We start from the raw sequence: 25891 nt of genomic DNA, 5'->3' as shown, positions 1-25891 counted from the left end.
CCCGTCCGGCGACGGCCGCGTCACCCTCACACCGCGAAGTCGCGGAACAGCAGCACCGACAGTCCGAGCCCGACCGCCAGGTTCACCACGACCGCCGAGCCGAAGACCGCGATCGGCCGCCAGCCCGCCTCACGCAGTCCGCGCAGCGAGAACTCCAGGCCGATGGAGACGAAGGCGAGGATCAGGAACCAGGTGCGCAGGTCGTTGATGATCGCGATGTGCGCCGCACCGGTCTTCTTGTCGACCGACTGCAGGTACAGGGTGCCGATGATCGAGGCGGCGAGGAAGCCGAGCACGAACTTCGGGAACCTGGACCAGAATTCGCCGATGCTCGGCCGGGCCGCGCCCGGCGTACGGTCGACCCGGAACGCGAACCAGGCGGTCAGCGCGATGGCGACGAGACCGATCAGCGCGTTCTGCGTGGTCTTGACGATCGTGGCGATCTTCAGCGCGTCCTCCCCGGCGAGCGCGCCCGCCGCGGCCACCGCGGCCGTGGTGTCGATATTGCCGCCGATCCAGGCGCCCGCCACCGCGTCCGACAGGCCGAAGGCGTCGGCCAGCCAGGGCAGCAGGAAGATCGAGGGCAGCGCGAAGATGATCACCAGCGAGGCCGCGTAGGCGATCTGCTCGCGCCTCGCCTGCACCGCCCCGGCCGCCGCGATCGCGGCGCTCACCCCGCAGATCGACACCGCCGAGGACAGCAGCGCCCGCAGCTTGTCGTCGAGGCCGAGCTTGCCGCCGAACCACCAGGTGAAGCCGAACACGATGGTGATCAGCGCCAGCGCCTGGACGATCGACGGCGCGGCCGCCGTCACCAGGATCTTCAGATTGATCGACGCGCCGAGCAGCACCACACCGGTCTTGATGAAGAACTCGGTCCGGAACCCGGCCGAAAGCCGTTCCCGCAGGCCGAGTTTGCTCAGCACCACATTGCCGAGCAAGCCGATCGCGATCGCGTACACCGGATATTCGACCGACTTGGCGATCCGCGTGAACGGCGTATCGGCCGCCCACTGCGGCACCTGGGTGTCGAAGAACCGGGTCAGCGCGCCGAGCGCGAGCACCAGCAGGATCCCGGCCGCGATGTCGGTGCTCGTGGGACGCGGGTTGGCCTGCAGCGCGGCGGTTTCCGTCGTGGTCTTCGGTTCGCTCATCACGGCACCAGCCACGCGGGGATCGCCCCGACCAGGACGAGACCGATCAGAGCGAGACCGACGACCGTGGCCAGCCAGTCCTCGTTCCACGTGAATGCGCTACCCGGCCGCGGCTCGGGTTGTGTCTGGGACACGGTGACTCCTTGTGTTCCTCATCGAGAAACCGCAAGGTAGCAACGCCCTCCCCCGGCACACACCGATTGCGCTCACCCTGAACCGATCTCGCGCCGCGCCGCACGCACGGCCGGAGACGCGAAACGGCCCGGCGAGCCGAGCACGGCCGCCGGGCCATTCGGGACGAATCGGTCAGAACGCGCGGCAGGACCGGATGTCGGTGGCGAGGATGGCCTTGGCACCGAGATCGGCGAGGCGATCCATCAGGTCGTTGCCCTGCTTGCGCGGGACCAGGGCGCGCACCGCGACCCAGTCGGGGTCGGTGAGCGGGGAGACCGTCGGCGACTCCAGGCCCGGGGTGATGGCGACGGCCTCGTCGAGCAGCGACTTGGGGCAGTCGTAGTCCAGCATCAGGTACTGCTGGGCGAACACCACACCCTGGATGCGCGCGATGAGCTGGTTGCGAGCCCGGTCGTCCTGGTCGGAGCCGGTGCGCTCGATCAGCACGCCCTCGGAATCGCAGAGCGAGTCGCCGAAGGCGACCAGGTTGTGCTGACGCAGCGTGCGGCCGGAGCCGACGACATCGGCGATCGCGTCGGCCACGCCCAGCTGGATCGAGATCTCGACGGCGCCGTCGAGGCGGATGACCTCGGCCTCGATGCCGAAGCGGGCCAGGTCGGCGCGGACCAGGTTCGGGTACGAGGTGGCGATGCGCTTGCCCGCCAGATCCTCGACCTTCCAGTCCTCACCGGCCGGCGCGGCGTAGCGGAAGGAGGAACGGCCGAAGCCGAGCGAGAGGCGCTCGCTGACCGGCGACCCGGAATCCAGGGCCAGGTCGCGGCCGGTGATGCCGAGGTCGAGCTCACCGGAGCCGACGTAGATGGCGATGTCCTTGGGCCGCAGGAAGAAGAATTCGACCTGGTTGGCGGGGTCGAAGACGGTCAGCTCACGGGAATCGGTGCGTTTGCGGTAACCGGCCTCACTCAGGATCGAGACGGCGGATTCCGACAGCGAGCCCTTGTTGGGAACTGCGACGCGCAACATGGGAAGGGGTCCTTTCGGGGAGCGGAAGTGGAGGTGTCGACCGGGACGGATCAGCCGTCACAGATGTCGGTACACGTCCTCGAGCTTCAGCCCGCGACCCACCATCATCACCTGGACCCAGTACAGCAGCTGGGAGATCTCCTCGGCGAGCGCTTCGTCGCTCTCGTGCTCGGCGGCCAGCCAGATCTCACCGGCTTCCTCGAGCACCTTCTTACCCTGGAAATGAACGCCTGCGTCCAGCGCGGCCACGGTGCCCGACCCCTCGGGACGGGTCTGGGCACGATCCTGCAGCTCGGCGAACAGGGATTCGAAGTTCTTCACGATGAGTGATTGTTTCACACCGTGTACACCGGTTTTCCCGCGCACCGTGGCCACCGGCGGCCACGGTGCGCGGGTCACCGTCAGGACGGGTCGGCCAGCAGTTCGCGCAGGTCGGCGACCGCGGTGCGCAGGTGGTCGGCGAAGGCGTACATCTGGTCGGCCACCGACTTGGGGGTGGCCAGGTAGATGTTCCAGCGGTCCGGCAGCAGCACGTAGGCGATGCCGATGCAGGTGGGGCTGGTGGAGCCGAAACCGAAGTAGCGGATGTGCACCGACGGCGCCGAGCTGGTGCTCAGGTAGTCGTCGCGCATGATCGTCCAGCCGGGGCTGTCGAACAGCGCGATCCGCTCGTCGGCGACGCCCAGCTCCGCGCCGCGGCGGCGCTGGATCCATTGCAGCTCCCACAGGTGCTGCTCGGGCGCCTGACCGGCCTGGCACTCCTTGGCCCGGCCGACGTGCGCGGACGCCGCCGTGCGGGCCGCGGCCAGCTTGCCGTCGCGCTCGACGGAATCGTCGACCATCGCGTCGACGAAGGCCACCATCTCCGGGGTCACCACGCGCATGGCCTCGGTGCGGCCGTTGCGGAACTGCCGGGTCGCGATGGACTCGTAGGTGGCGCCGGTCAGGCCCTTGCTGCGCCGGTGGGCGAGCTGATAGGCCAGCTGGGCGAACGCGTCGGGCGAGATGCCGAGCTGCTTGGCCGCGCCGGTGCCGAAGTCGTCGAACGAGACCAGCGCGGTCGCGGTGTCGGCGGCGAAGCGGGCGAAGTCGGCGCCCGCCGCCGCGATGTCGGCCCGGGCTGCCGAATCGAGGACGAACTCGATCGGCTCGACCTGCGGCAGCCCCTGGGCCCGCGCGCCGCTGGTGGCGGCATGGTCCTGCGCGGTCCGCTCGAGCAGGGTGTCCACGAACGACAGCACGGTGGTGCCGTCGAGACCGCAGTGCTCGATGTTGATGCCTGCCTGGCCGTCGGCGAAGACGATGAACGACACCGACTTGTCGAAGTACCGGTTGGCGCTGTCACCGTGCAGCAGCTGATCGCAGGCGTGCAGTTCGTCACGGGGCGTGAAGTCTTCCAGGCAGACCGCGAACAGCGCCGTCTCGACCTCGTCGAACGCCGCGACATTGGCCGCCTCGGCGCGCAGGGTGGCCCGGCTGCGGGCCCACTCCGCCCTGGCCTTGGTGGTCAGGTGCCCGATCGAGGTGTCGGTGGCCGCGGGCTTGGTGCCGCCCTTGATGACCGCCCGCAGCCCGTCGACCACGTCCTCGAACGCGTACGGCGCGCCGTCCGGGCCGATCACGTCCATCCGGAAGATGTTGCCGCGGTAGAAGACCACGATGTGGCGCGCGTCCGAGGGACCCGGCCATTCCGGGCTGTAGGGCTTGCGCACGGTGTCCTGCTCTTCGCCCGGGATCCGGGTCTCGGAGAACAGGTACTCGTTCTGCCACATCGACAGCTGCTGCCCGCGCTGGGTGACCGGCGGGATCCGCTCGGCGTCCAGCGCCAGCTTGTAGTCCACGGCGGCGCCGATGATCGCGGCGGCCCGCTCGGCCTGGCCCGCCACGGTGGAGGCGGCCAGCGGGGTGTCGTCGCGGAACAGGAAGACGAAGTTGGCGTTCAGCGCGATCCGGTCGCGGCGGCCCAGGTACCGCGAGGGCCAGAACTCGTCGAGCCAGCTGCCGACCCCCGGTGTGGCGTCGTACTCGGCGAGCGCGGCGTGCAGGGTCCGGCCTGCCCCACCGGGCCGCAGCAGTTCGGCGACTGCGGCCTCGGTGGTGGCGAGTTCCTCGGCGCCGAGCAGCGGCTGACACCACTGCAGGAACCGCGCGCAACTGTCGTCCAGTGTCGGCAGCGGTACCCGGGGCAGGCTGTCTTCGGCGGCGAACGTCGGTTGGTTCAATCCAGATCCTCAGGTCTCGATGGGATGCGGGCGGGACACGAACAGGTTGGCGTAGAGCCAGCCTTCGGCTTCGTGGTCGGTGGTGTCGATTCCCTTGGCCGCCAACGCTTCCAGCACCTGTGCACGTTCCTGGGCCGAAGCGAAGCGCCGCTGCTGGAACATACCGGGACGCTGCTCGCTGCGATAGCCGAGCGCGGCGAGTTCCGCGGCGATGGGGCCGAAATCGAACATCCGCAACACGAAATGCGCCATCCACGGCCGCGTGCGGGGATCCGCCTGGGCGACCCTGGAGAGGGTTTTCTCGGTGATGTAGCCGACGCATCCGGTGGAGATCACCAGATCGGCGGAGGCGAGCACACGCCGCTGGGCCTCGGTCGGCTCGGTGGCCTCGAGGTCGGCGTGCACGTAGTCGTGCAGGAATCCGGCGGCGTGGGCGTAGGTCAGCGCCGGGCGTGCGGCGTCCATCCCGACGAAGCGTACGTCGGGCATCAGGTCGGCGCGTAACCGCTCCCGGTCCGCCGCGATCAGCCCGACCTTGTCGGTCTCGGCGTGGTCGCGATAGTGCCCGGCCAGCTCCTCGACCGTCGTGCCGGTCCGCAGCAACGCCGCGTTCACCCCGTAGGAGCAGCCCAGGTCGAGCACCGTCGGGATCCGGTCCGGCCGCGCCGCCCGCAGCTGGCGCAACTGCTCCTGGAAATGCGGCTTGGCCAGCTCCGGGATCCGGTAGTCCAGCTCGTTCATCCGCGCGAAGTAGGCACGCGGATCGGGACTTTCGTAGATGTCGTCGAAGGATGCTTTGCCGGTGGTGTGCAACGGAACGGACATGGGCGGTTCCTCTCAGTCGAGCAGTCGGTCACCTCGGACGGCGTCGGCCGCGGCGGCCACATGGTCGGGCAGGACACGGCCGAACAGCTGCCTGGTGCGTTCGACAGTGCCGATCACCCCGGGCCGGTCCGTGTAGGCGAAGATCGCCGAATGTCGTTGTCCCGCACCGGCCACCTCGGTGACCCGGTGGAGCGAGAAGCGGCCCTTGAACAGCTGCAGATCGCCGGGGCGCAGTTCCAGGGCGCGGATGAACCGTTCGCCCTCGCCGGTGAGCACGGCGCGCACGTCGTCGAGATGCTCGGCGTGCGGATCGCGGATATTGGGGCAGTACTCGAAGACACCGCCGGCTTCGGGGCGGCGGGTCAGCATGCTGACGGTGAACTCGTTGGTGTCGAAATGCCAGGGGTGCGACATGCCCGGCTCGACCACGTTCAGGCACAGACCGGCCAGCGGGTCGGCGAATTCGTGCAGTTCGTCGAGTTCGAAACAGTCGGCGACGAAACGCTGGAAGATCGGGTCGGTGTAGAGGCGCTCGATCAGCGCGTCGGCGGGAATGCGGTCGCGGGCGACGAAGGCGTTGCCGCGGTCGAGCACGATCCGGGCCGGGTGGTCGGCGGGCAGATCGGTGTCGAGCGGGATGTTGTAGGCGTTGACCCGCTCCACCTTGTAGTGGGCGTGCGGGGCGATCCGCTCCCCCTCCGCGCGCAGCGTGTCCCACAGCTCCGGGCGGAGGAACTCGCGCAGGACGGTACAGCCGTCCTGCGCGAGTTCCGCGCGGGCGGCCTCGACCGCGGCGCGCCGGCCCGGACCACCGAGATCGGTGAGCGGATACCGTGCGATGTCGACGATTTCGTCAAGCCCCCGCGTCCCTGTCATGGCTTCAGTTTGCGGTAACTTTCGCCGACACGCCCAGGGTTTCGGCAAATCCGGCCTATCCCGGGCAGATCACAGCGTCATGAAATCAACTGTGCGACAACAGTTTTCGAACAATCTCTGTCGATACCGGAATTATCACGGTAGGCTATTCGCCCTATCTCGCTGCGCTGCCGAAATGTTCGTCGCGCACCGCGAGCGCGGCCCCCAGATCGGCGGCCGACAAACCCACCAGTGACTCCCGGAATACCCGCCCCGGCGCCTCGGGAACCGCGATTTCGCACGGAATCACGATCAGGCCGCACCCGGCGCCCTGTGCCGCGAGTGCGCCGGTGGGCGAATCCTCGATCGCCACGCAGTCGGCCGGGTCGAGTCCGAGCAGGTCGGCGGCCTTGCGATAGATGGCCGGATCGGGTTTGCCGTGCGCCACTTCGTCACCGCAGACGGAGGTGTCGAAGAAATCGCGGCCCAGCGTGTCGAGACCGTATTCGGTGAGCGAGCGCTTGGTGTTGGTCACCAGCGCGCAGCGCAGTCCCGCCGCGCGCACCATGGCGAGCGCGTCCTTGGCACCGGGCCGCCACGGGATCGGCCCGAGCATCAGCTCGGTGACCCGCCGTTCGAGGAACTCCCCCGCCTCGGCGAGGACCCGCGGCGTCGCCTCGACGCCGATGCCGTCGAACAGCATGCGCAGCGCGTTCGGGCCGGAGGCGCCGATCAGCGCGTGGCGGATCTCGTCGGTGAGCTCACGGCCGTGTTCGCGAGCCAGTTCGCGCACCGCGATATCCCACAGCTTCTCCGAGTCGAGCAGCGTGCCGTCCATGTCCCACAGCACCGCGGCCGGTCGCGCGCTCACCTGTTTCTCGCCTCGTTCTCTTCCGCGTCGGATCGGACCGGCGGACGCCGGGCCGCGTTCAGGGTAGCCGGTGCGGATCAGACACCGGATCCGGCGATCTGCAGGCTGTTGCCGGTGCCGCTCACCTGGATCCAGCGATTCTCCGAGGTCACGGTGCCGTTGGTGAGGTGGTAGGTGAGCGAGACGACCGCCCGGTTCTCCCCGTTCGGCGTGATCGAGCCGACAGTCACCGACCGCACCGTCGACCAGAACGAGGAGTACTGGCCGTATCCACCGGTCTGCGCCTGATAGCCGGGGGCCAGCTGCGCCCAGGCGCCGCCGATATTGCCGGGCAGCATGCCGTAGTACCCGGCGATGAACTGGCCGATGCGGTCCGGGCTCGGCGGGCCGAACGGGGTGGTGGTGATCGTGGTGCTGGTCGGGCTGGGCGTGACGGTCGGCTTGCCCGAGGTGCTCGTGGCCGACGGAGTGGACGTGGCGCCGGGGGTCGTCGGCCCCGTCTGGGCCGGGCCCGGCGGTGCGGACACGGTGACCGTCTCCTGCTCGGGGACGATGACGACGGTGCTGACCTTGCCGTCGACCACCGTGGTGACGGTGACCGGGTCCAGCGCCTGCTGTGTGGGGTCCGCGCCCCGGTCCCGCGTCACGACGAGCACGACCAGCATCACCGTGAACGCGGCGACGGCGGCGGCGAGCAGCAGAATGGCCCGGCTGTTGTTCGGCCCGTCGGTGCGTGCGGGCGGGGTCGGGCCGACCGGCGGCGGTCCGGACGGGGTCCCGTTTCGTTCGGCGCCGGTGCCTGACGCGGCGTCCTGTGGCCGGTCCTGTCGCGCGCCTGCCCGGCCCGCGTCGGCGCCCGCTGCCGCTGCCCCACTGTCCGGTCCCGACGGCGCCGCGGGCGAAACGCCCGCCGCTCCCCCCGTTCCCGTGGCGGGCGATCCGCCGGTGATCGCGGACTTCGCCGCCTTCGCCAGCGCCAGTCCGCCGCCGAGCAGACCCGCGGCGCCGGACTTGGCCGTCGTCGGCGTGGCGGGCTGGGGCAGCAGCGTGGTGGCCGCCTCGCTCAGCGGCAGCACCTTGGTCGCCGTGGCGGGCAGTGCCGGAACCCGGCCCGCCGCGACATCTTCGAGCGCCGTGCGCGCCTGCGCCATGGTCGGCCGGTCCTCGGCCGACGCGGTCAGCAGCCACATCAGCACCGGACCGAGCGATCCCGCCCGCTGCGGTTGCGGCACCACGCCCCTGGCGACGGCGTGCAGCACCGCGAGCGGGTTGTCACCCTCGCCGAACGGCGGGGCGCCCTCCACGGCGGCGTACAGGGTCGACCCCAGCGCGAACACGTCGGCGGCGGGCTTCGGGTCGTCGCCGCGGGCGATCTCGGGCGCCAGGTAGGCGGGCGTGCCCGCCAGGAAGCCGGTGGCAGTGACGGTGACATCGCCGGTGGCGTGCGAGATCCCGAAGTCGGTGAGCTTGACGGTGCCGTCGTCGCCGACGAGCAGGTTGGCCGGCTTCACGTCGCGGTGCATGATCCCGGCGTCGTGCGCCGCCGACAGCGCGGCCGCGGCCTGGGCCCCGATCCCGGCCACCTCGAGCGGCGGCAGCGTCGCCCCGCCCGCCAGCTTCACCGCGAGGCTGGGCGCGTTCATGTACTCCATGACCAGCCAGGGCTGGCCGTCTTCCTCGGCGACGTCGAAGACGGTGATGGCGTTGGGGTGGTGCAGGCGGGCGGCGATGCGGCCCTCGCGCATGGCGCGCAGCTTCGCTTCCAGCGCTTGCGATCCGGTGAGTCCCGGTGCGAGCAGCAACTGCTTCACCGCGACGGTGCGGCGCAGCCGGACGTCGGTGGCACGCCACACGACCCCCATCGCGCCGGTGCCGATCGGGTCGGTGAGTCGATAGCGTCCCGCGATCAACCGATCCGATGTCATAACGTGTGCCCCTCCTGCAATACCGCCGAGTCGTCCAGCCCTCCGCGCCACAGCGGGATGAAACTTCCGAAAATCCTACGTGCTGAACTGCTTTGCCCTCGTCCCCGACGGCCCCGGTCCATGGACTCCCGGCCGCTTCGTGACCAGACTCACAACCGGCACAACGGCATCGGACCGGCCCCGCGGGGACCGGTCCGATCTGCCGTCGCCTGTCAGTGTCTCAGGCGTTGAAGTATTTCGCCTCCGGATGCAGCAGGACGAACGCGTCGGTCGACTGTTCCGGGTGCAGCTGCAGCTCCTCCGACAGCGTCACCCCGACCCGGCCCGCGTCGAGCAGGTCGACCAGCTTGGCCCGGTCCTCGAGCTCCGGGCAGGCGCCGTAGCCGAAGGAGTACCGCGCGCCGCGGTAACCGAGCTTGAAGTAGTCGAGGATGTCGGCGGGATCGTCGTCGGCGACCGACTGGCCCTCCAGCGTCAGTTCCTCGCGCACCCGGCGATGCCAGTACTCGGCCAGCGCCTCGGTGAGCTGCACGCCGATGCCGTGCACCTCGAGGTAGTCGCGGTAGTTGTCGGCCGCGAACAGCGCGTTGGCGAAGTCGGCGATCGGCTGGCCCATGGTGACCAGCTGGAACGGCAGCACGTCGACCTGGCCGGTCTCGCGCGCCCGCTGGCGCGAACGGATGAAGTCGGCGATGCACAGGAAGCGGTCGCGCTGCTGGCGCGGGAAGGTGAACCGGTACCGCTCGGGCGCGTCGGCGTCGGGCTCGGTGAGCACGATGACGTCGTCGCCCTCCGACACGGCCGGGAAGTACCCGTACACCACCGCGGCGTGCTGTAGCACGCCCTCGGTCGCCAGCCGATCGAGCCAGGCCCGCAGCCGCGGGCGGCCTTCGGTCTCCACCAGTTCCTCGTAGGACGGCCCGTCGCCGCTGCGCTGACCGCGCAGGCCCCACTGGCCCAGGAACAGCGCCCGCTCGTCGAGCAGGCCCGAATACTCCTGCAGCGGCAGGCCCTTCACCACGCGGGTGCCCCAGAACGGCGGGGTCGGCACGGGCAGGTCGGCCGCGACGTCGGACCGCTCCGGGACCTCGATCGGCACCTCGGCGGCCTTGCGCTCGGCGGCGATCCGCTTGGAGCGCTCGTGGCGGGCCTTGCGCTCGGCGGCCTTCTCCTTGGCCGCGATCGCCTCGGGGCTGTCGGGATCGAGGCCACCGCCGCGCTTGACGGTCATGATCTCGTCCATCAGCCGCAGGCCCTCGAACGCGTCGCGGGCGTAGTGCACGTCGCCCTCGTAGGCGGCGGTGAGGTCGTTCTCCACGTAGGCGCGGGTCAGCGCGGCGCCGCCGAGCAGCACCGGGAACTGTTCGGCGACACCCTTGGCGTTGAGCTCCTCGAGGTTCTCCTTCATCACCACGGTCGACTTCACCAGCAGCCCGGACATGCCGATGACGTCGGCCTTCTTGTCCTGCGCGGCGTCGAGGATGGTGGCGATCGGCTGCTTGATACCGAGGTTGACCACCTCGTAGCCGTTGTTGGACAGGATGATGTCGACCAGGTTCTTGCCGATGTCGTGCACGTCGCCCTTGACGGTGGCGAGCACGATCCGGCCCTTGCCGGAGTCGTCGGTGGCCTCCATGTGCGGTTCCAGGTGCGCCACCGCGGTTTTCATCACCTCGGCCGACTGCAGCACGAACGGCAGCTGCATCTGGCCGGAACCGAACAGCTCACCGACGGTCTTCATGCCCGAGAGCAGGGTCTCGTTGATGATCTGCAGCGGCGGCACCGTCTGCATCGCCTCGTCCAGGTCGACGTCGAGGCCGTTGCGCTCGCCGTCGACGATGCGCCGCTCGAGCCGGTCGAACAGCGGCAGCGCGGCCAGCTCCTCGGCCCGCGAGGCCTTCGACGACGCGGTCGACACGCCCTCGAACAGCGCCATCAGCTTCTGCAGCGGGTCGTAGTCCTCGGTGCGGCGGTCGTAGATCAGATCCAGTGCGGTCTGGCGCTGCTCGTCGGGGATCCGGCTCATCGGCAGGATCTTGGACGCGTGCACGATCGCGGAATCCAGTCCGGCTTCGACACATTCGTGCATGAACACCGAGTTCAGCACCTGCCGGGCGGCGGGGTTCAGGCCGAAGGAGATGTTGGACAGACCGAGGGTGGTCTGCACCTCCGGGTGCTTGCGCTTGAGCTCCCGGATGGCCTTGATGGTCTCCTCGCCGTCCTTGCGCGACTCCTCCTGGCCGGTGCCGAGGGTGAAGGTCAGGGTGTCGACGATGATGTCGGACTCCAGCAGACCCCAGTTGGTCGTGATGTCGTCGATCAGCCGTTCGGCGATCGCGACCTTGGTCTCGGCGGTGCGGGCCTGGCCCTCCTCGTCGATGGTCAGCGCGACCACCGCGGCGCCGTGCTCGGACACCAGCCGCATGATCTGCTGGAAGCGCGAATCCGGGCCCGCGCCGTCCTCGTAGTTCACCGAGTTCACCGCGCAGCGGCCGCCCAGGTGCTGCAGACCGGCCTGCAGGACCGGCGGCTCGGTGGAGTCGAGCATGATCGGCAGGGTCGAGGACGTGGCCAGGCGCGAGGCCAGCTCGTTCATGTCCTTGGTGCCGTCGCGGCCGACGTAGTCGACGCACAGGTCGAGCATGTGCGCGCCGTCGCGGGTCTGGTCCTTGGCGATCTCGAGGCAGCGCTGCCAGTCCTCGGCCAGCATCGCGTCACGGAATGCCTTGGAGCCGTTGGCGTTCGTGCGCTCGCCGATCATCAGGATCGAGGCGTCCTGCTCGAACGGGACCGCGGTGTACATGCTCGACACGGCGGGCTCGTGCGCGGGCGTGCGGCGCTGCTCGATCGGCGGCAGCGTGATCTCGACCGCGCGCACGGCCTCGGCGACCTGGCGGATGTGCTCGGGGGTGGTGCCACAGCAGCCACCCACCAGCGACAGGCCGAATTCGGAGACGAAGCCGCTCATCGCGACGGCCAGCTCCTCCGGAGTCAGCGGGTACTCCGCGCCGTTCGCGCCGAGCACCGGCAGGCCCGCGTTCGGCATCACCGAGACGGGGATCTGCGCGTGCCGCGACAGGTGCCGCAGGTGCTCGCTCATCTCGTCGGGACCGGTCGCGCAGTTCAGGCCGATCATGTCGATGCCGAGTGGTTCCAGCGCGGTCAGCGCCGCGCCGATCTCGCTGCCGACCAGCATGGTGCCGGTGGTCTCCACGGTGACGTGGGTGATGATCGGGATCCGGCGGCCCGCGGCGAGCATGGCCCGCCTGCTGCCGGTGATCGCCGCCTTGACCTGCAGCAGGTCCTGGCAGGTCTCGATCAGGATGGCGTCGGCGCCGCCGTCGAGCATGCCGAGGGCGGCCTCGGTGTAGGCGTCGCGCAGCGAGACGAACGGCGCGTGCCCCAGCGTCGGCAGCTTGGTGCCGGGGCCCATCGAGCCGAGGACGTAGCGCGGGGTGCCGTCGGCGGACGGCCCCATCTCGTCGGCGACCTCACGCGCGATCCGGGTGCCGCGCTCGGACAGGTCGCGGATTCGGTCCTGGATGTCGTAGTCGGCCAGGTTGGGCAGGTTGCAGCCGAAGGTGTTGGTCTCCACCGCATCCGCGCCCGCCGCGAAGTAGGCGCGGTGGATGTCGGCGAGGACATCCGGGCGGGTGTCGTTGAGGATCTCGTTGCATCCTTCGAGGCCGCGGAAATCGTCGAGCGTCAGATCCGCGGCCTGCAACATCGTGCCCATCGCACCGTCGCCGATGACGACACGCCGTCGGAGCGTGTCGAGGAGCGTGGTATCGAACCCGGTGGGCAAGGACGCAGACATGATTCAAGACTAATGGGCGGCCCCGACGCGCAAGACCACTGCGGGTGATTCGAGTGGCGCCGGACACAGCCCGCACGGGAAACACGCAACAGCGCCGGTCACCGCAAAACAATTCGCCGAAGACACTAGGCTGACCGGGTGGATGCCAGTGAAACCCCCGAGACGGAACTGCCGACGTTGCGCAATCCCGTGCTGGTCGCGGCCTTCGAGGGCTGGAACGACGCCGGTGACGCCGCCAGTGGCGCGGTCGAACATCTGGAGCTGATCTGGGACGCCGAGCCGCTCGCCGAACTCGATTCCGAGGACTACTACGACTACCAGGTGAACCGCCCGACGGTGCGCCAGGTCGACGGGGTGACCAGGGAGATCCAGTGGCCCTCGACCATGCTGTCGGTGTGCTCGCCCCCCGGCAGCGACCGCGACGTCGTCCTGCTGCGCGGGATCGAGCCCAACATGCGCTGGCGCAGCTTCTGCAACGACCTGCTGGAGTTCATCGAGCAGCTCGGGGTGGAGACGGTGGTCATCCTCGGCGCGTTGCTGGCCGACACGCCGCACACGCGCCCGGTGCCGGTGACCGGTTCGGCCTACAGCCCCGAGGCCGCCGAGCGGTTCAGCCTGGAGCAGACCCGCTACGAGGGCCCGACCGGGATCACCGGGGTGCTGCAGGACCAGTGCGTCAAGGCCGGGGTGCCCGCGGTGTCGTTCTGGGCGGCGGTGCCGCACTACGTGTCGCAGCCGCCGAACCCGAAGGCCACGATCGCCCTGCTGCACCGGGTCGAGGACGTCCTCGACATCGAGGTTCCGCTCGGTGAGCTGCCCAAACAGGCCGAGGAGTGGGAGTCCGCGGTCAACGAGATGACCGTCGGCGACGAGGAGATCAACGAGTACGTGCGCTCGCTCGAGGAGCGCGGCGACGCGGCGATCGACCTCAACGAGACGATGGCCAAGATCGACGGTGACGCCATCGCCGCGGAGTTCGAGAAGTACCTGCGCAGGCGGGGCCCGGGCAGTTTCGGGCTCTGACCCGCGTTCACCGGGAATTCGCCACGCGAGCACCTCCCGGAAATCGGCGGCACGCCACCTAGACTTTTTCGCGTGCCGAACCACCCGATCGTCGCTCATCTCCGGGGATTCGACGACCGGATCGCGGTGCTGCACCGGCACCCGACGGCGCCCGCCGACACCCTGTGCCGGGTCACCTATGCCCAGCTCGCCGACCGCGTCGCGGCGTTCTCGGCACGGCTCGGCCCGGCGCGCCGGCTCGTCGCGCTGACCGCGGGCAACGACCTCGACTCCCTCGTCGCCTACCTGGGCGCGCTCGACGCGGGCTGCGTGGTGCTGCTGACCGGCGAACTCTCCGGTGAGCTCGCCGCGATCTACGATCCGGACGTCGTCCTCGACCACGGCCGGATCGTCACCGAGCGCGCGGAACCGGCGCACGAGCTGCATCCGGAGCTCGCGTTGCTGTTGAGCACGTCCGGGTCGACCGGCTCGCCGAAGCTGGTCCGGCTCTCGGCGGCGAACCTGCTCGCCAATGCCGACTCGATCGCCCGCTATCTCGAGATCGGGCCGCACGACCGCGCGGCGACCACGCTGCCGCTGTTCTACTGCTACGGGCTGTCGGTGGTGCACAGCCATCTGCTGCGCGGCGCGAGCCTGCTGCTCACCGAGCGGTCGGTCCTCGACCCCGAGTTCTGGGCGGAGTTCCGCGCGCACCGGGCGACCTCGTTCGCGGCGGTCCCGTACACGGTGGACCTGCTGGACCGGATCGGCTTCGCCGAGCTGTCCCTGCCCGACCTGCGGTACGTGACGCAGGCGGGCGGCAAGCTCGAACCCGCGCGGGTGCGGGCCTACGCGCGGCTCGGCGCGGCCGCGGGCTGGCGGTTCTTCGTGATGTACGGCCAGACCGAGGCGACCGCCCGGATGGCGTATCTACCCCCTGACCTGGTGGCCGAGCACCCCGAATGCATCGGGATACCGGTGCCCGGTGGACATTTCACGCTCGAACCGGTCGACGACGGCGCCGCCGAGGAACTGGTCTATCACGGCCCGAATGTCATGCTCGGCTACGCGACCCACCCCGCCGAACTCGCGCTGGGCCGCACCGTCACCGCCCTGCGCACCGGTGACCTGGCCCGGCGCACCGCCGACGGCCTTTACCAGGTGATCGGCAGGCGCAGCCGCTTCGCCAAGCTGTTCGGCCTGCGGATCGATCTCGGCCGGATCGAATCCGAGCTCGCCGCAGCCGGTTTCGGCGCGGCCTGCACCGACGACGGCACCCGCCTGATCGCGGCGGTGACCGGCCGGGGCCGGGGCGATCCCGCCGCGCTGATCGCGCGCGTCGCGGGTCTGCCCGCGGCGGCGGTGGCCGTGACGGCCGTCGACGAGCTGCCCCGGCTGGCCAACGGCAAGATCGACTACCCGGCGATTCGGGCGCTGCCCCCGGCCGAGCAGCACCCCGGCGACGATGTGCGGTCGATCTACGCCGACGCGCTGGCCCTGCCCGTCGAGCAGGTTTCGCGGGAGCAGAGCTTCGTGGAGCTGGGCGGCAATTCGCTCAGCTATGTCACCACCGCCGCGCGGCTGGAACGGGTCATCGGCAGGCTGCCCGCCGACTGGCCGCAGCAGTCGATCGACCGGCTCGAGCGAACACCGCCGGCGCGCGGCGGTCTCGGGCGGGCACTGGACACCTCGACCGCGTTGCGCGCCATCGGCATCGTGCTGGTCCTCGGCTCGCACATCCAGCTGTTCGAGGTGTGGGGCGCGGCGCATGTGCTGCTCGCGGTGGCCGGCTACAACTTCGCGCGCTTCTCGGTGAGTTCGGCTCCCCCGGCGCGGCGGTTGCGGCACACCGCGCGGACGGTGGCGATGATCGCGGTGCCGACGGCGCTGTGGGTGCTGATCACGATGGTGTGGCAGCCCGGCTATTACAGCTGGCAGAATGTGCTGCTGCTCAACAAGATCCTCGGCCCGCGCAACGACACGGCGGGGCATCTGTGGTTCCTGGAGGTGCTGGTCTACTGCACGGTCGCGGCCGCGCTGCTGCTGCGGATCCCGTGGCTGGACCGCTGGGAGCGGCGGGGGCCGTTCTGGTTCGCCCTGGCCCTGCTCGGGCTCACGCTGGTACTGCGCTGGCACTCGTTCGGGCTCTATCCCGAGCGCGACATCCCGTTGTCACCGCTGGCCTGTTGGTACTTCGTTCTCGGCTGGGCCGGAGCGAAGGCGACGGCAGTCTGGCAGCGGCTGATCGTCAGCGCCGTGCTGCTGGCAAGTGTGCCCGGGTATTTCGGCGTCACCGATCGGGAACGCCTGGTGATGGCAGGCATCCTGCTGCTCGTGTGGTTGCCCGCGCTGCGCGTGCCCGCCGTCGTCGCCGTGGTGGCGGTGGCGGTGGCCGACAGCTCACTGTTCGCGTACCTGCTGCACTGGCAGGTGTACCCGGCGTTCGGCGACCAGCGACTGCTCGCGTTGTTCGCCTCGCTCGCGGCCGGTGCGGCCGCTACCAGGATGGTGGTTCTGTGCCGGCGGAACCGGACACGGCTAGCGCTCCAGGGTCAGTACCTGGGCGGCCGCCTCGTGCGCCAGCTTCGCGATCAGCAGGTCACGCGGAATCGTCTGGCCGGCAAGGTGATCGAGTGACGGCACCACCACGTGGTGGGCGTCGGCCCGCTTCAATTCCTGAGTGAGCTCGGCGAACGCCGCACCGTCACCCGCGGTCGATTCATGGAACGTCGCGGCGAAACACATCCCCGCGGTACGCGCGAGGCTGCGTAGCGCATCCTCCAATTGGTCGCCCCGGCCCTCGGCCAGGTCGTCCCGCAAGTATCCATAGATCAACGCTTCCACCCGAACCTCCGTTGGATTGGGATCGCTGTTCTGTTGTCGGATCCCCCCGCGCGACGCCGTGCGCCGCGCGGGGGTACTGCGTTGCCCTGCAAGCTCTCCTGCAAAGCGGGTGTCCGGTCTGCGGGCCGAGCACCTACTTACAGCATGCGTATTCGCGGCCCGGCGCAGCAGATGTCAAGCCGATGACATCTACATGCCCTATTCGGGACGCCGAACGTTAACTGGTGGGATACTACCGCCGTGACCGCAACTGATGATCGACCCGTCTGGGCTGTTCGGATGCGTTCGGAACGTGACGCGAGGGGTTGGTCGCAAGCCGATGCCGTCCGCGCGATGCGTGCCAAGTCCTCCCACAACCTGCCGACGGACAGTACCCTGCTGCGCAACTGGCGGCGCTGGGAGTCCGGGGAATCGCGCCCCGACGAGTTCTACGCGCCGATCATCGCGGCCGCGTTCGACACCGTCCCCGCCGCGTTCTTCCCCAAGTCCCGGCCCAACCGGGATGACGAGCTGTTATCGGCGACGGGTATGGACACCCTGGAGTTCATCGGCAGGCTCCGGATGTCCGACGTCAACAGCGCAACCCTGGACGCGGTGCGGATCACCGCCGAACGGCTGTGCTGCGAGTACGCCTACGCCGATCCGCACGCGCTGCACGCCGAGGGCACGGCGTGGCTGCGCCGGATCACCTCGCTGCTCGACGGCAGGCTCACCCTGAGCCAGCATCGGGAGATCCTCGTGCTGGCGGGCTGGGTGGCGTTGCTGGTCGGTTGCGTCGATTACGACCTCGGCCGCCGGGCAGGCGCCGAGGCTACCCGGCGGGCCGCGGATTCGCTGGGCCGCGAGGCGGGCAACGTCGAGATCGCCGCGTGGGCGGCCGAGATGTCGGCCTGGTTCGCGCTCACGCAGGGCAATTTCCGGGGCGCGATCGACGTCTCGGAGAAGGCCATGCCGGGCACCGCGTCGATGAGTGTCGGGGTGCAGCTGGCCGCGCAGCGGGCCAAGGGCTGGGCCCGCCTCGGTGATCGCCGGGCCGTGCAGACCGCGCTCGACGAGGGCAGGGCGATCCTGTCGCGGATGGGTCATCCGGCCGATCTGGACAACCACTTCGTCGTCGACGCGACGAAGTTCGACTTCTACGCGATGGACTGCTGCCGCGTCGCGGGCCAGGACCGGCTGGCCGAGCGCTACGCCCAGCAGGTGATCAGCGACTCGACCAGGCCCGACGGCTCGGTCCGCAATCCGATGCGGGTCTCCGAGGCCCGGCTGACGCTGGCCGTGGTCGCCGTCCGCGACCGCGATCTCGAGCGCGCGGTGGAGGAGGGTGTCGCCGCGTTCACGGCGGGCAGGCGCTCGCTGCCGTCGCTGGCCTGGATCGCCGGCGAGGCCGCCAGGGAGATCATCGAGCGCTATCCAGGAGACCCGCGCACCCAGTCGTTCCTCGAGCAGCTGCGCTCGCTCAACGTCGGGTGAGCGGGGCCTACCAGACGGCGGGGGCACGCCGATCCGGGACGGGTCCCCCGGTGGCGGGAGCAGCCACCACTACCCTTTCTACGGTGACCGACCTCGCCGACGGCCTGCCCAGCGCCGTACCCGCCCTGTGGGACGAGCGTCTGCGGTTGTTCTCGTTCGCGACCGCGGAGAAGCGCGCCGACTACCTGCGGGTGCTGCGTGCCTTCGACAGCGCCAGGGCCGCCTACGTGGTGCTGCTGCACGCCGACGATGTCGCCGAGTGGATCGCCAGGGCCGAGACCGGCGCCAACGCCGGGCCCGCCGGGGTGCCGCTGCCCGCCGTCGAGATCGGCCCGCTGCTCGAGCAACTGCACCGCTGGGGCGTGCTGGAACGCAGCTACGACGGCACCCGCGCGGCCACCCTCGCGGAGTACCGCAACCGGCACTACGTCTACCAGTTCGCGCAGGCGGGCTTCCAGGCGTACCGGGCGGTGGCCGGCGTGCTGACGGCCAGGATGGACGACGCGTCGCTGTCGCGGCTGGTGCTGCCCGAGCTGCTCACCGACCTGCGCACCCTCGCCGCGGCCAATCGCGACGGCGACGCCGAGCGGGTCTACACCACGCTGCGCAGACTCGACGCCGCGCTCACCGACATGGCCGCGCGCGCGGCGCACTTCTACCTGTCGCTGGGCGACCTGGTGCGCACCACCGAGATCACCCCGGAATCCTTTCTCGCGCACAAGGACGCGCTGCTGGCGCACATGCGCGAGTTCAGCATGGACCTGGCCCGGTTCGCGCCCCGGCTGGCCGCGGCGATCGGCGAGGTGGAGGACACCGGCGTCGAGCAGCTGATCGGCCGCGCGGCGAGTTGCGACGAGCGGGTGCTGCTCAGCCCGGCCGAACGCGAGGCCGACTGGCGGTCGCGCTGGGACGGTCTGCGCACCTGGTTCGTGGCCGCGGGCAGCGGCGAGGCGAACGAGTCGTGTGAGGCCGACCGGCTGCGCGAGGCGACGATGAGCGCGATCGCGGCGGTGCTGTCGCTGCTGCGCCGGGTCACCGAGACCCGCCGCGGCGGGGTGAGCCGGGAATCGGCGCTGCGGCATCTGGCCGCCTGGTTCGTCGACACCCCCACCACCGGCAGCGCGCACGCGCTCTACGACGCGGTGTTCGGCCTGGGCAGGCCCCGGCACCTGGCGCTCGAGCATCCCGACGCCGAGGTGATCCCAGCGGGCCGGTCCTGGTGGGAGGCACCGCCGCTGGAGATCTCGCGGACCCTCGCCGAGACCGGCCGCGCGCCCACCGCGGGCGCCCCCGCCCGGATCGCCCGCAACGACGCCGGTATCCGCAGGCTGCGCGAGGCCCAGCTGGCGGCCCAGCGCGAGCGGGCGGCGGCCGCGGCCTCGCTGGCCACCGGCGCCGTGCACGAGCGGGTGCTGGACCAGCGCGAGACCGAGGTGCTGCTACGCCTGCTCGACGCCGCGTCGACCGCGTGGGTGCCGGTCAGCGGACGGGTCGACGGCACAACGGGTTCCGACAACGGCGTGACCCTGACCGTGCGCCCGTGCGACGGATCGACCGTCATCCGCACCGCCGCCGGCCTGCTGCACCTGAACAACCGCCGCCTCGAGGTCACCGCGACGACGCGACGGGGGACGCGAGGATGAGACAGCAGCGCCGCATCGACGCCCTCGCCCTGGACAGCTATCAGCGCGCCGCCCGCGTGATGCTCGCCAACCACCTGGTCACCCGGGTCTATCCCGACCGGATCGCGCTGCCGCTGATCCGGCGCTGGGCCACCGAACTGCGCGAGGACCTCGCCGAGCTGTTCGGCTACCGGCTCGAGGTCACCGAGACCACGGCCCGGCTCTATCCGGTGCACGACCGGCTCGACGACACCCTGCCCGCGCGCAGCGTCAACGACCGGGTCTTCGACCGGCGGCGCTACGCCTATCTCGCCCTGGCCCTGGCGGCGCTCGGCCGGGCGGGCGATCAGATCACCCTGTCCGAATTGGCCGAGCACGTGGCCGATTACGCGAGCCGGATCGACGGCCTCGAGCTGTCCACCGACCGGGCCGCCGATCGGGACGCGTTCGTCGACGCGGTCGGCTGGCTCGGCGCCAGGGGCGCGCTGACCCTGGCCGACGGCGACGCGGGCGGCTGGGCCAGCGACCCGGAAGCGGGCGAGGCCCTCTACGACATCGACCGGCCGGTGGTGTTCGCGCTGTTCCGGCCGCCGCGCGCGCTCCAGCATCTGCACAGCGTGCGCGGCCTGCTGGCCGAGGACACCGAGCACGCGCCCGCCGAACAGGCCCGCCGGGTGCGTCGCGCCCTGGTGGAACGTCCGGTCGTGTACCTCGAGGACCTCTCGCCCGCCGAGCGCGCCCTGCTCGGTCAGGACCGCGTGGTCGACGAGGTCGAGTACTGCACCGGCCTGCGCGCCGAGCGCCGCGCCGAAGGGGTCGCGCTCATCGATACCTCGGGCAGGCTCTCCGATACCCGCTTCCCCGGCACCGGCACGCTCGCCCAGGTGGCCCTACTGCTCATCGGCGAGATCGCCGACGTGGTCCTCGACATCGACAATCCCGTCCCCGCGCGCCCGGCCCCGGCCGACGAGGACGCACTGCTCGACCAGCTCGACGCGGCCATCCCCGCGGCGGGGGTGTTCGCTCCGCTCGCCGAGGACGCCGAAACACTCGACGCCCCGGCGGATTCCGTCGACGACGAGCTCGCCGAGACCGAACCGGTGACCTATCCGTTCCTCGACGACGCCTGGGTGCGCACCACGGTCACCGCCCTGACCGACCGCTACGGCGCGACCTTCGCCGCGCAGTGGCAGGCCGATGTCGGCGGGCTCACCACCGAGGTCGTCGCCCTGCTCGCCAAGCTGCGGCTGGTCCGGCCGGTCGAAGACGGGCTGCTGATCCTGCCCGCGCTGGCAAGGTACCGGGGCGCGGTGGTCACCGTGCGGGTCCGCCAGGCCGAGGAATTGTTCGTCACCGCCGCCGACACCGACGGCAGCAGCACCGGAACGGGAGGGAACTGAGGAGATGTCGCTCATTCACGGCGGAGTGCGTTTCGTCCCGACCCGCGCGGGCATCGTCAATCTCTGGGACTACCGCGACCAGGAGTTCTGTTTCGCCGACGGCCGGCTCGTGCTGCGCGGGCCGAACGGATCGGGCAAGACCAAGGCACTCGAGGTGCTGTTCCCGTTCGTGCTCGACGGGCGGATCGAGCCGCGCAGGCTCAATCCGTTCGCCGGTGAAGAGCGCACCATGAAGTCGAATCTGCTGTACCGCAAGCAGGAATCGGCCTACTCGTATGTGTGGATGGAGTTCGCGCGCGGTAGCTGGGCGGACCCGGAGGTCGTCACCGTCGGCATCGGCATGCGCGCCACCCGGTCCTCGGACAAGGTCACGCGCTGGTACTTCGTCGCCGACGGGCGCGCCGGCGTCGACTTCTCCCTGATCGGTCCCGACGACCGGCCGCTGACCCGCAAGCAGCTCGCCGAGCAGATCGGCAGCGACGCCATCGTCGACCGGCCGGTGGAGTACCGGGCCGCGATCGACGCCAGGATGTTCGGGCTCGGCGTACAGCGCTACGACCAGCTGATCAACCTGATCCTCACCCTGCGCAGGCCGCAGCTGGCCAAGAACCTCGATCCGCGCGGTCTCTCACAGGCGCTCACCGACGGCCTGCGCCCGCTCGACGAGCAGCTGATCCTGGACGCGGCCCGGTCCTTCAGCGATATGGAGGAGGTCGGACGCACCCTCGACGGGCTCGTCCAGGCCGACACCGCCACCCGCCGCTTCGTCGACGTGTACCGCAAATATCTTGCCGTGCAGGCGAAGACCGATGTCGACCAGGTCCGCACCCGCCTCGACGCGGTCACCAACGCCTCGACCGCCCTGTTCGCCGCCACCGCGCTGCGCACGCGGCGCGAGGCCGACCGCACCGAGGCCGAGACCAGGGCCGAAGAGGCCGACCGCGCCTACGAGCAGGCCATCGCCGACCGCGAGAACCTGCAACGCTCCAGCGCCTACGAGGGAAAACAGCAGCTCGACGACCTCGCCGACGCGGTCCGCAGGCTGGAGACCTCCGCCGCCGTGCACCGCGACAAGGCCGCCGAGGCGGGCCAGACCCTGCAGCGCCGCGCCGAGGAGGCCGAGCGGGCCGCCGAGGCGGTGCGCACCGCCGCCGCCGCGCTGGTCCGCGGCGAGGACGCCCTGCGTGCCGCTGCCGAGGAAGCGGGCATCGAGTGGACGGCGCCGGGCGCCGACGGCCGCGGCGATCAGATCACCGCCGCGGTCCGCGGGCACGCCGAGGAACGCGACGCCGATGTCCGCGCCGTGCGAAAAGCGTTGAGCCGCTGGGAATCCCTGGCCGCCGACCGCACCCGCGCCCAGCGCCTGGCCGAACGCGCCGTGGAACTGCGCGACGCGGCGGCCGCCGAGGTGGCCCACGCCGAAGCCGCCGTCGCGCTGGCCCGCACCGAATCCGCGGCCGCCCTGCGTACCTGGTGGCAGGCCAACGCGGCCGTGCTCGCACCGATCGCCGCGGGCACGCCGACCGGGCATGACACCGACCCGAGCGGTCATTCGGTCGACTCCGACCTCAGCTCAGACACTGACTCCGGCTCCGGCCACGGCCACAGCTCCGAAGACGTACCGCGCATCGCCGATTCGGAGCGTCCCGGCCTGTTCGACGCCTTGGCATCGGCCGTCGCCGCGGCGGGCACCGAGGACGTCCCGTCCGTGCACGAGGTGCTGGCCGAGTATTGCGAGCCCCGGCAGGAACAGATCCGCACCCGCCGTCAGGAAGCCAAGGCGCGAGCGGCCGCAGCGACCGCACGCCGGGACACGCTGGTCGCCGAGCGCGCCGAGGTGGCCGCCGAACGGGACGACGCTCCCCCGGTACATCCGACCGACGCCCGCGAGCCGAAAGACCTTCCCGGTGTGCCCTTCTGGCGCGCGGTGCGCTTCGCGGATGCGGTGACCCCGGCCGAAGCCTCCGGTATCGAGGCCGCCCTCCAGGCTGGCGGGCTCCTCGACGCCTGGATCTGCGACCCGGCACTCGTCCCCGAAGTCGACGGGGTCCGCTATCTGCTCCCGCTGCCCGCCGCCGATCGCCCGGTGGGTCGCTCCCTCGCCGACATCCTCGTCGTCGAGGACGACTCCGATGATCTGTCTGTCCCGACGGGCATCGTTGCCGATGTGCTGGCCTCGATCGCACTCGCCGACACGACAGTGGGAGACCCCGCGACAACCGAGGCGCGATCCGGCCGGCTCCACCCGCTGGTCTCGGTGGCCCACGCGGCCCCCGTCACCATCGGCACCTCCGGCGCCTATCGTCACGGCCTCCAGGCCGGACGCCACACCAAGCCCGAAGCCGAATTCCTCGGCGCAACCGCTCGCGCCCGCCGCCGGGAACTGCGGCAGGCCGAACTCGACGCGGCCATCGAGGCCGCCACGGCCGAGGCCGACGCGGCGAAGGCCGAAGAAGCCACGGCCACGGCCGAATTGGCGAGTATCAGCGCGGCCGTCAAGGTCCTGCCCCGCCCGTCCGCCATCACCGCCGCCCTGCGCGCGGTCGCGGAGACCGCCGGTCTCATGCGGTCCCGCTCCGAGGCCGTCACCCAGACCGAGCGCGATCTGGACCAGGCGGTCGGCGAGGCCACCGCGATGGAGAAGAAGCTGCGGGCCACCGCGCAGGCGCATCGCACCCCGACCGAGGCCCGCGAACTCGACGCCCTCGCCGCCGCGATCCGGCACTTCGAGAACACCGGCACCGGACTGCTGCGCCTGCGCGCCGAGCACGAGCGCGAACACGAGCGCGAACGCGAGGGCGCCGACCGGCACGACGAGGCGCGGGCGCTGGCCGAGGCCTTCGCCGAGGAGGCCGAGGCCGCCCGGCTCGGCTTCACCGAACAGCAGCGCAAGCTCGAGACGCTGCGGGAGGCACTGGGCGCCAGTGCGGCCGACATCGATCGGGAACTCGACGCCGCGCGCGCCGCCATCGAAGCGGCCAAGGCCGAGCAGCGGGCCGCGCGCAAGGCCGCCAATGCCGCGATCGAGGCGGTCGGCGACGCCGAGGCCGCCTACCGCACCGCCAACGAGGCGCTGGCCACCGCGCTCACCGAGGTGCTGGCGGAGGTGCGGTCGCTGGCGCCGTACGCCCGGCCGGACCTGCTGAGCCTGCTCGGCGCCTCCGTCGAGCACCGCTGGCCGAGCACCGATGCCGCGTGGTCGACCCCGGAGCAGCTGCAGTACCGGATCGTCGCGGCCGGACCGGAAACCGACCCGGTCGTCCTGCCCGACGAGGTCGCGGCCCTGTTCGCCGACCTGGACACCGCCACCACCCAGGTGCGGGCCACCGAGGCCGGGCGCAAGTCCACCCGGTCGGCGGTGACCAGCGCGCTGCAGGAGTTCGACGCCGCGCTCACCGCCTCGGGGCGCGACTACCGCCTGCACTGGGACGCCGCCGACGGGCTCACCGTGGTGGCCGTGCACGACGAGAACGGCCAGGCCGCCCTCGCCGACTTCGCCGCGCGCATCGACGCCGCGCGCCGCGATCAGGAACTGCTGCTCACCGACGCCGAACGCCGCATCCTGGAAGACGCGCTGCTGACCGGCCTGGCCCAGCAGATCCACGAACGCACCAGCGACGCACGCGAACTCATCACCCGGATGGGCGCGGAGATGAAGCAGCGCCGGATGTCCTCGGGCAACACCATCGGCGTGCACTGGATCCTGGCCGACGGCCTGTCCGAGGCCGCCCGCGCCATGTGCAAACTGCTCGACCGCGACACCGCCGCGCTGAGCCCGGAGGATCTGGGCGCGGTCCGTGCCCACTTCGCCGCAGAGATCCGGGCGGCCCGCACCGCCCATCCGGAGCGCTCCTACCCCGAGATCCTCGGCGCCACCCTCGATTACCGCACCTGGCGGGTGTTCTCGTTCACCCTGATCAACGGTGACGGCAGCGAGGACAAGCTGACCGTGGCCCGGCACAGCGCGCTCTCCGGCGGTGAGCAGTCGGTCTCGCTGCACCTGCCGCTGTTCGCGGCCGCGCACGTGATGCTCGACTCCGCCGACCCGCAGGCCCCGCGCCTGCTCGCGCTGGACGAGGCGTTCGCCGGTGTCGACGACAACGGCCGCAGCGAATTGCTCGGCCTCAGTGTGCAATTCGACCTCGACTTGTTCATGACAGGTTACGACCTGTGGATCACCTACGGTCACGTCCCCGGCTGCGCGCACTACGACCTGGCGCACTCCACCGCCGAGAACACCGTCAGCGCCACCCTGCTGGTGTGGGACAGCGGTGAACTGCTCGCCGAACACGACGGCGGTGACCTGACCACCGCACTGGGCTCCCCCAACCGCCGCCGGGTCCCCAACACCATCGAGGGTGGACTCACCCTCGAGGGCATGCCGGGCGAACCGGCGCCGGTGGGCTGACAGCCCGCCGCGCCAACCGGTCTTGACGCCACCACGCCGCACCGGCGGCGGGGTGGCCAGGCAATTGCCGGGAGCCCTAGACCGACCAGTTTTCTTACTCGGAATTAACCGCGTCGAATTTCGCGGAATCGGTTGCTCGAAATCCTCAGTGCTGCCAGGATTTTGCCCGTGACGGCGCAGGCCCCGGCCGGGTCGTCACGATCACGGTGCGGTCGATGCCGCACGTAGTCAGCAATTCTTCAGGGGATCGTCGTGCGATATCGACAGAATCAACACCTCCCGCCGGGGGCATACCGGCAGTTTTCCGGCAGCGCT

Annotated in this window: 17 protein-coding genes; 6 read left to right on the top strand and 11 right to left on the bottom strand. The window is 70.7% G+C overall.

What is annotated here, in order from left to right:
• Window positions 1-26: 26 nt before the first annotated feature.
• From AB0H54_RS13935 to metH, 10 genes are all read right to left on the bottom strand, one after another.
• Window positions 27-1154: a putative sulfate exporter family transporter gene (locus tag AB0H54_RS13935; RefSeq protein WP_357345549.1), complete on the bottom strand. Its 1128-nt coding sequence runs from the start codon at window positions 1152-1154 to the stop codon at window positions 27-29.
• Entirely contained in the window at window positions 1154-1288 is a 135-nt protein-coding gene (locus AB0H54_RS13930; protein ID WP_357345547.1) for a hypothetical protein, read from the bottom strand. The genes AB0H54_RS13935 and AB0H54_RS13930 overlap by 1 nt, the downstream gene beginning before the upstream one ends.
• 172 nt (window positions 1289-1460) lie before the next feature.
• Window positions 1461-2312 carry an ATP phosphoribosyltransferase gene (gene hisG, locus AB0H54_RS13925; RefSeq protein WP_357345545.1) on the bottom strand — a complete coding sequence of 284 codons (852 nt, stop codon included), beginning with the start codon at window positions 2310-2312 and terminating at the stop codon, window positions 1461-1463.
• Between the two features lie 57 nt (window positions 2313-2369).
• Window positions 2370-2633 carry a phosphoribosyl-ATP diphosphatase gene (locus AB0H54_RS13920; RefSeq protein WP_043652956.1) on the bottom strand — a complete coding sequence of 88 codons (264 nt, stop codon included), beginning with the start codon at window positions 2631-2633 and terminating at the stop codon, window positions 2370-2372.
• An 80-nt stretch (window positions 2634-2713) separates the two neighbouring features.
• Complete coding sequence (locus AB0H54_RS13915) at window positions 2714-4534, bottom strand: choline/carnitine O-acyltransferase (protein WP_357345543.1); 1821 nt, start codon at window positions 4532-4534, stop codon at window positions 2714-2716.
• A gap of 9 nt (window positions 4535-4543) precedes the next feature.
• Window positions 4544-5359, bottom strand: coding sequence for a class I SAM-dependent methyltransferase (locus AB0H54_RS13910; RefSeq protein ID WP_357345541.1), 816 nt, complete (start codon window positions 5357-5359; stop codon window positions 4544-4546).
• A gap of 12 nt (window positions 5360-5371) precedes the next feature.
• The gene (locus AB0H54_RS13905) at window positions 5372-6235 is read right to left on the bottom strand and encodes an arpA protein (protein ID WP_357345539.1); all 864 of its coding nucleotides are present in this window, start codon (window positions 6233-6235) and stop codon (window positions 5372-5374) included.
• Between the two features lie 154 nt (window positions 6236-6389).
• Window positions 6390-7085 carry an HAD family phosphatase gene (locus AB0H54_RS13900; RefSeq protein ID WP_355275560.1) on the bottom strand — a complete coding sequence of 232 codons (696 nt, stop codon included), beginning with the start codon at window positions 7083-7085 and terminating at the stop codon, window positions 6390-6392.
• A 77-nt stretch (window positions 7086-7162) separates the two neighbouring features.
• Window positions 7163-9010: a serine/threonine-protein kinase gene (locus AB0H54_RS13895; protein ID WP_357345537.1), complete on the bottom strand. Its 1848-nt coding sequence runs from the start codon at window positions 9008-9010 to the stop codon at window positions 7163-7165.
• 220 nt (window positions 9011-9230) lie between these two features.
• Window positions 9231-12827, bottom strand: coding sequence for a methionine synthase (gene metH, locus AB0H54_RS13890; RefSeq protein ID WP_357345535.1), 3597 nt, complete (start codon window positions 12825-12827; stop codon window positions 9231-9233).
• A 138-nt stretch (window positions 12828-12965) separates the two neighbouring features.
• On the opposite strand from metH, the gene AB0H54_RS13885 reads away from it, so the two are divergent.
• On the top strand, window positions 12966-13850 hold the full coding sequence (locus tag AB0H54_RS13885; RefSeq protein ID WP_357345533.1) for a PAC2 family protein: 885 nt from the start codon (window positions 12966-12968) through the stop codon (window positions 13848-13850).
• Between the two features lie 72 nt (window positions 13851-13922).
• The gene (locus AB0H54_RS13880; RefSeq protein WP_357345531.1) at window positions 13923-16466 is read left to right on the top strand and encodes an AMP-binding protein; all 2544 of its coding nucleotides are present in this window, start codon (window positions 13923-13925) and stop codon (window positions 16464-16466) included.
• Here AB0H54_RS13880 and AB0H54_RS13875 read toward each other — a convergent pair.
• Window positions 16368-16673, bottom strand: coding sequence for a hypothetical protein (locus AB0H54_RS13875; RefSeq protein ID WP_355275569.1), 306 nt, complete (start codon window positions 16671-16673; stop codon window positions 16368-16370). The genes AB0H54_RS13880 and AB0H54_RS13875 overlap by 99 nt on opposite strands.
• Window positions 16674-17006: 333 nt before the next feature.
• On the opposite strand from AB0H54_RS13875, the gene AB0H54_RS13870 reads away from it, so the two are divergent.
• The 4 genes from AB0H54_RS13870 to AB0H54_RS13855 all read left to right on the top strand — a co-directional run bounded on the left by AB0H54_RS13870 (window position 17007) and on the right by AB0H54_RS13855 (window position 25576).
• On the top strand, window positions 17007-18146 hold the full coding sequence (locus tag AB0H54_RS13870) for an XRE family transcriptional regulator (protein WP_357345529.1): 1140 nt from the start codon (window positions 17007-17009) through the stop codon (window positions 18144-18146).
• Window positions 18147-18286: 140 nt separating this feature from the next.
• A complete protein-coding gene (locus AB0H54_RS13865) occupies window positions 18287-19789 on the top strand; it encodes a TIGR02677 family protein (protein ID WP_357345752.1) in 1503 nt (500 codons plus the stop codon).
• Window positions 19786-21168 carry a DUF2398 family protein gene (locus AB0H54_RS13860; protein WP_357345527.1) on the top strand — a complete coding sequence of 461 codons (1383 nt, stop codon included), beginning with the start codon at window positions 19786-19788 and terminating at the stop codon, window positions 21166-21168. Before AB0H54_RS13865 ends, AB0H54_RS13860 begins: the two co-directional genes overlap by 4 nt.
• A 4-nt stretch (window positions 21169-21172) precedes the next feature.
• Complete coding sequence (locus AB0H54_RS13855; protein ID WP_357345526.1) at window positions 21173-25576, top strand: TIGR02680 family protein; 4404 nt, start codon at window positions 21173-21175, stop codon at window positions 25574-25576.
• Window positions 25577-25891 lie beyond the last annotated feature (315 nt).

It is taken from the genome of Nocardia sp. NPDC050718 (assembly GCF_040654235.1).
Taxonomy (GTDB): Bacteria; Actinomycetota; Actinomycetes; order Mycobacteriales; family Mycobacteriaceae; genus Nocardia.
The sequence above is the reverse complement of the archived record's forward strand: the minus strand, read 5'-3'. Positions and strand labels throughout refer to the sequence as shown.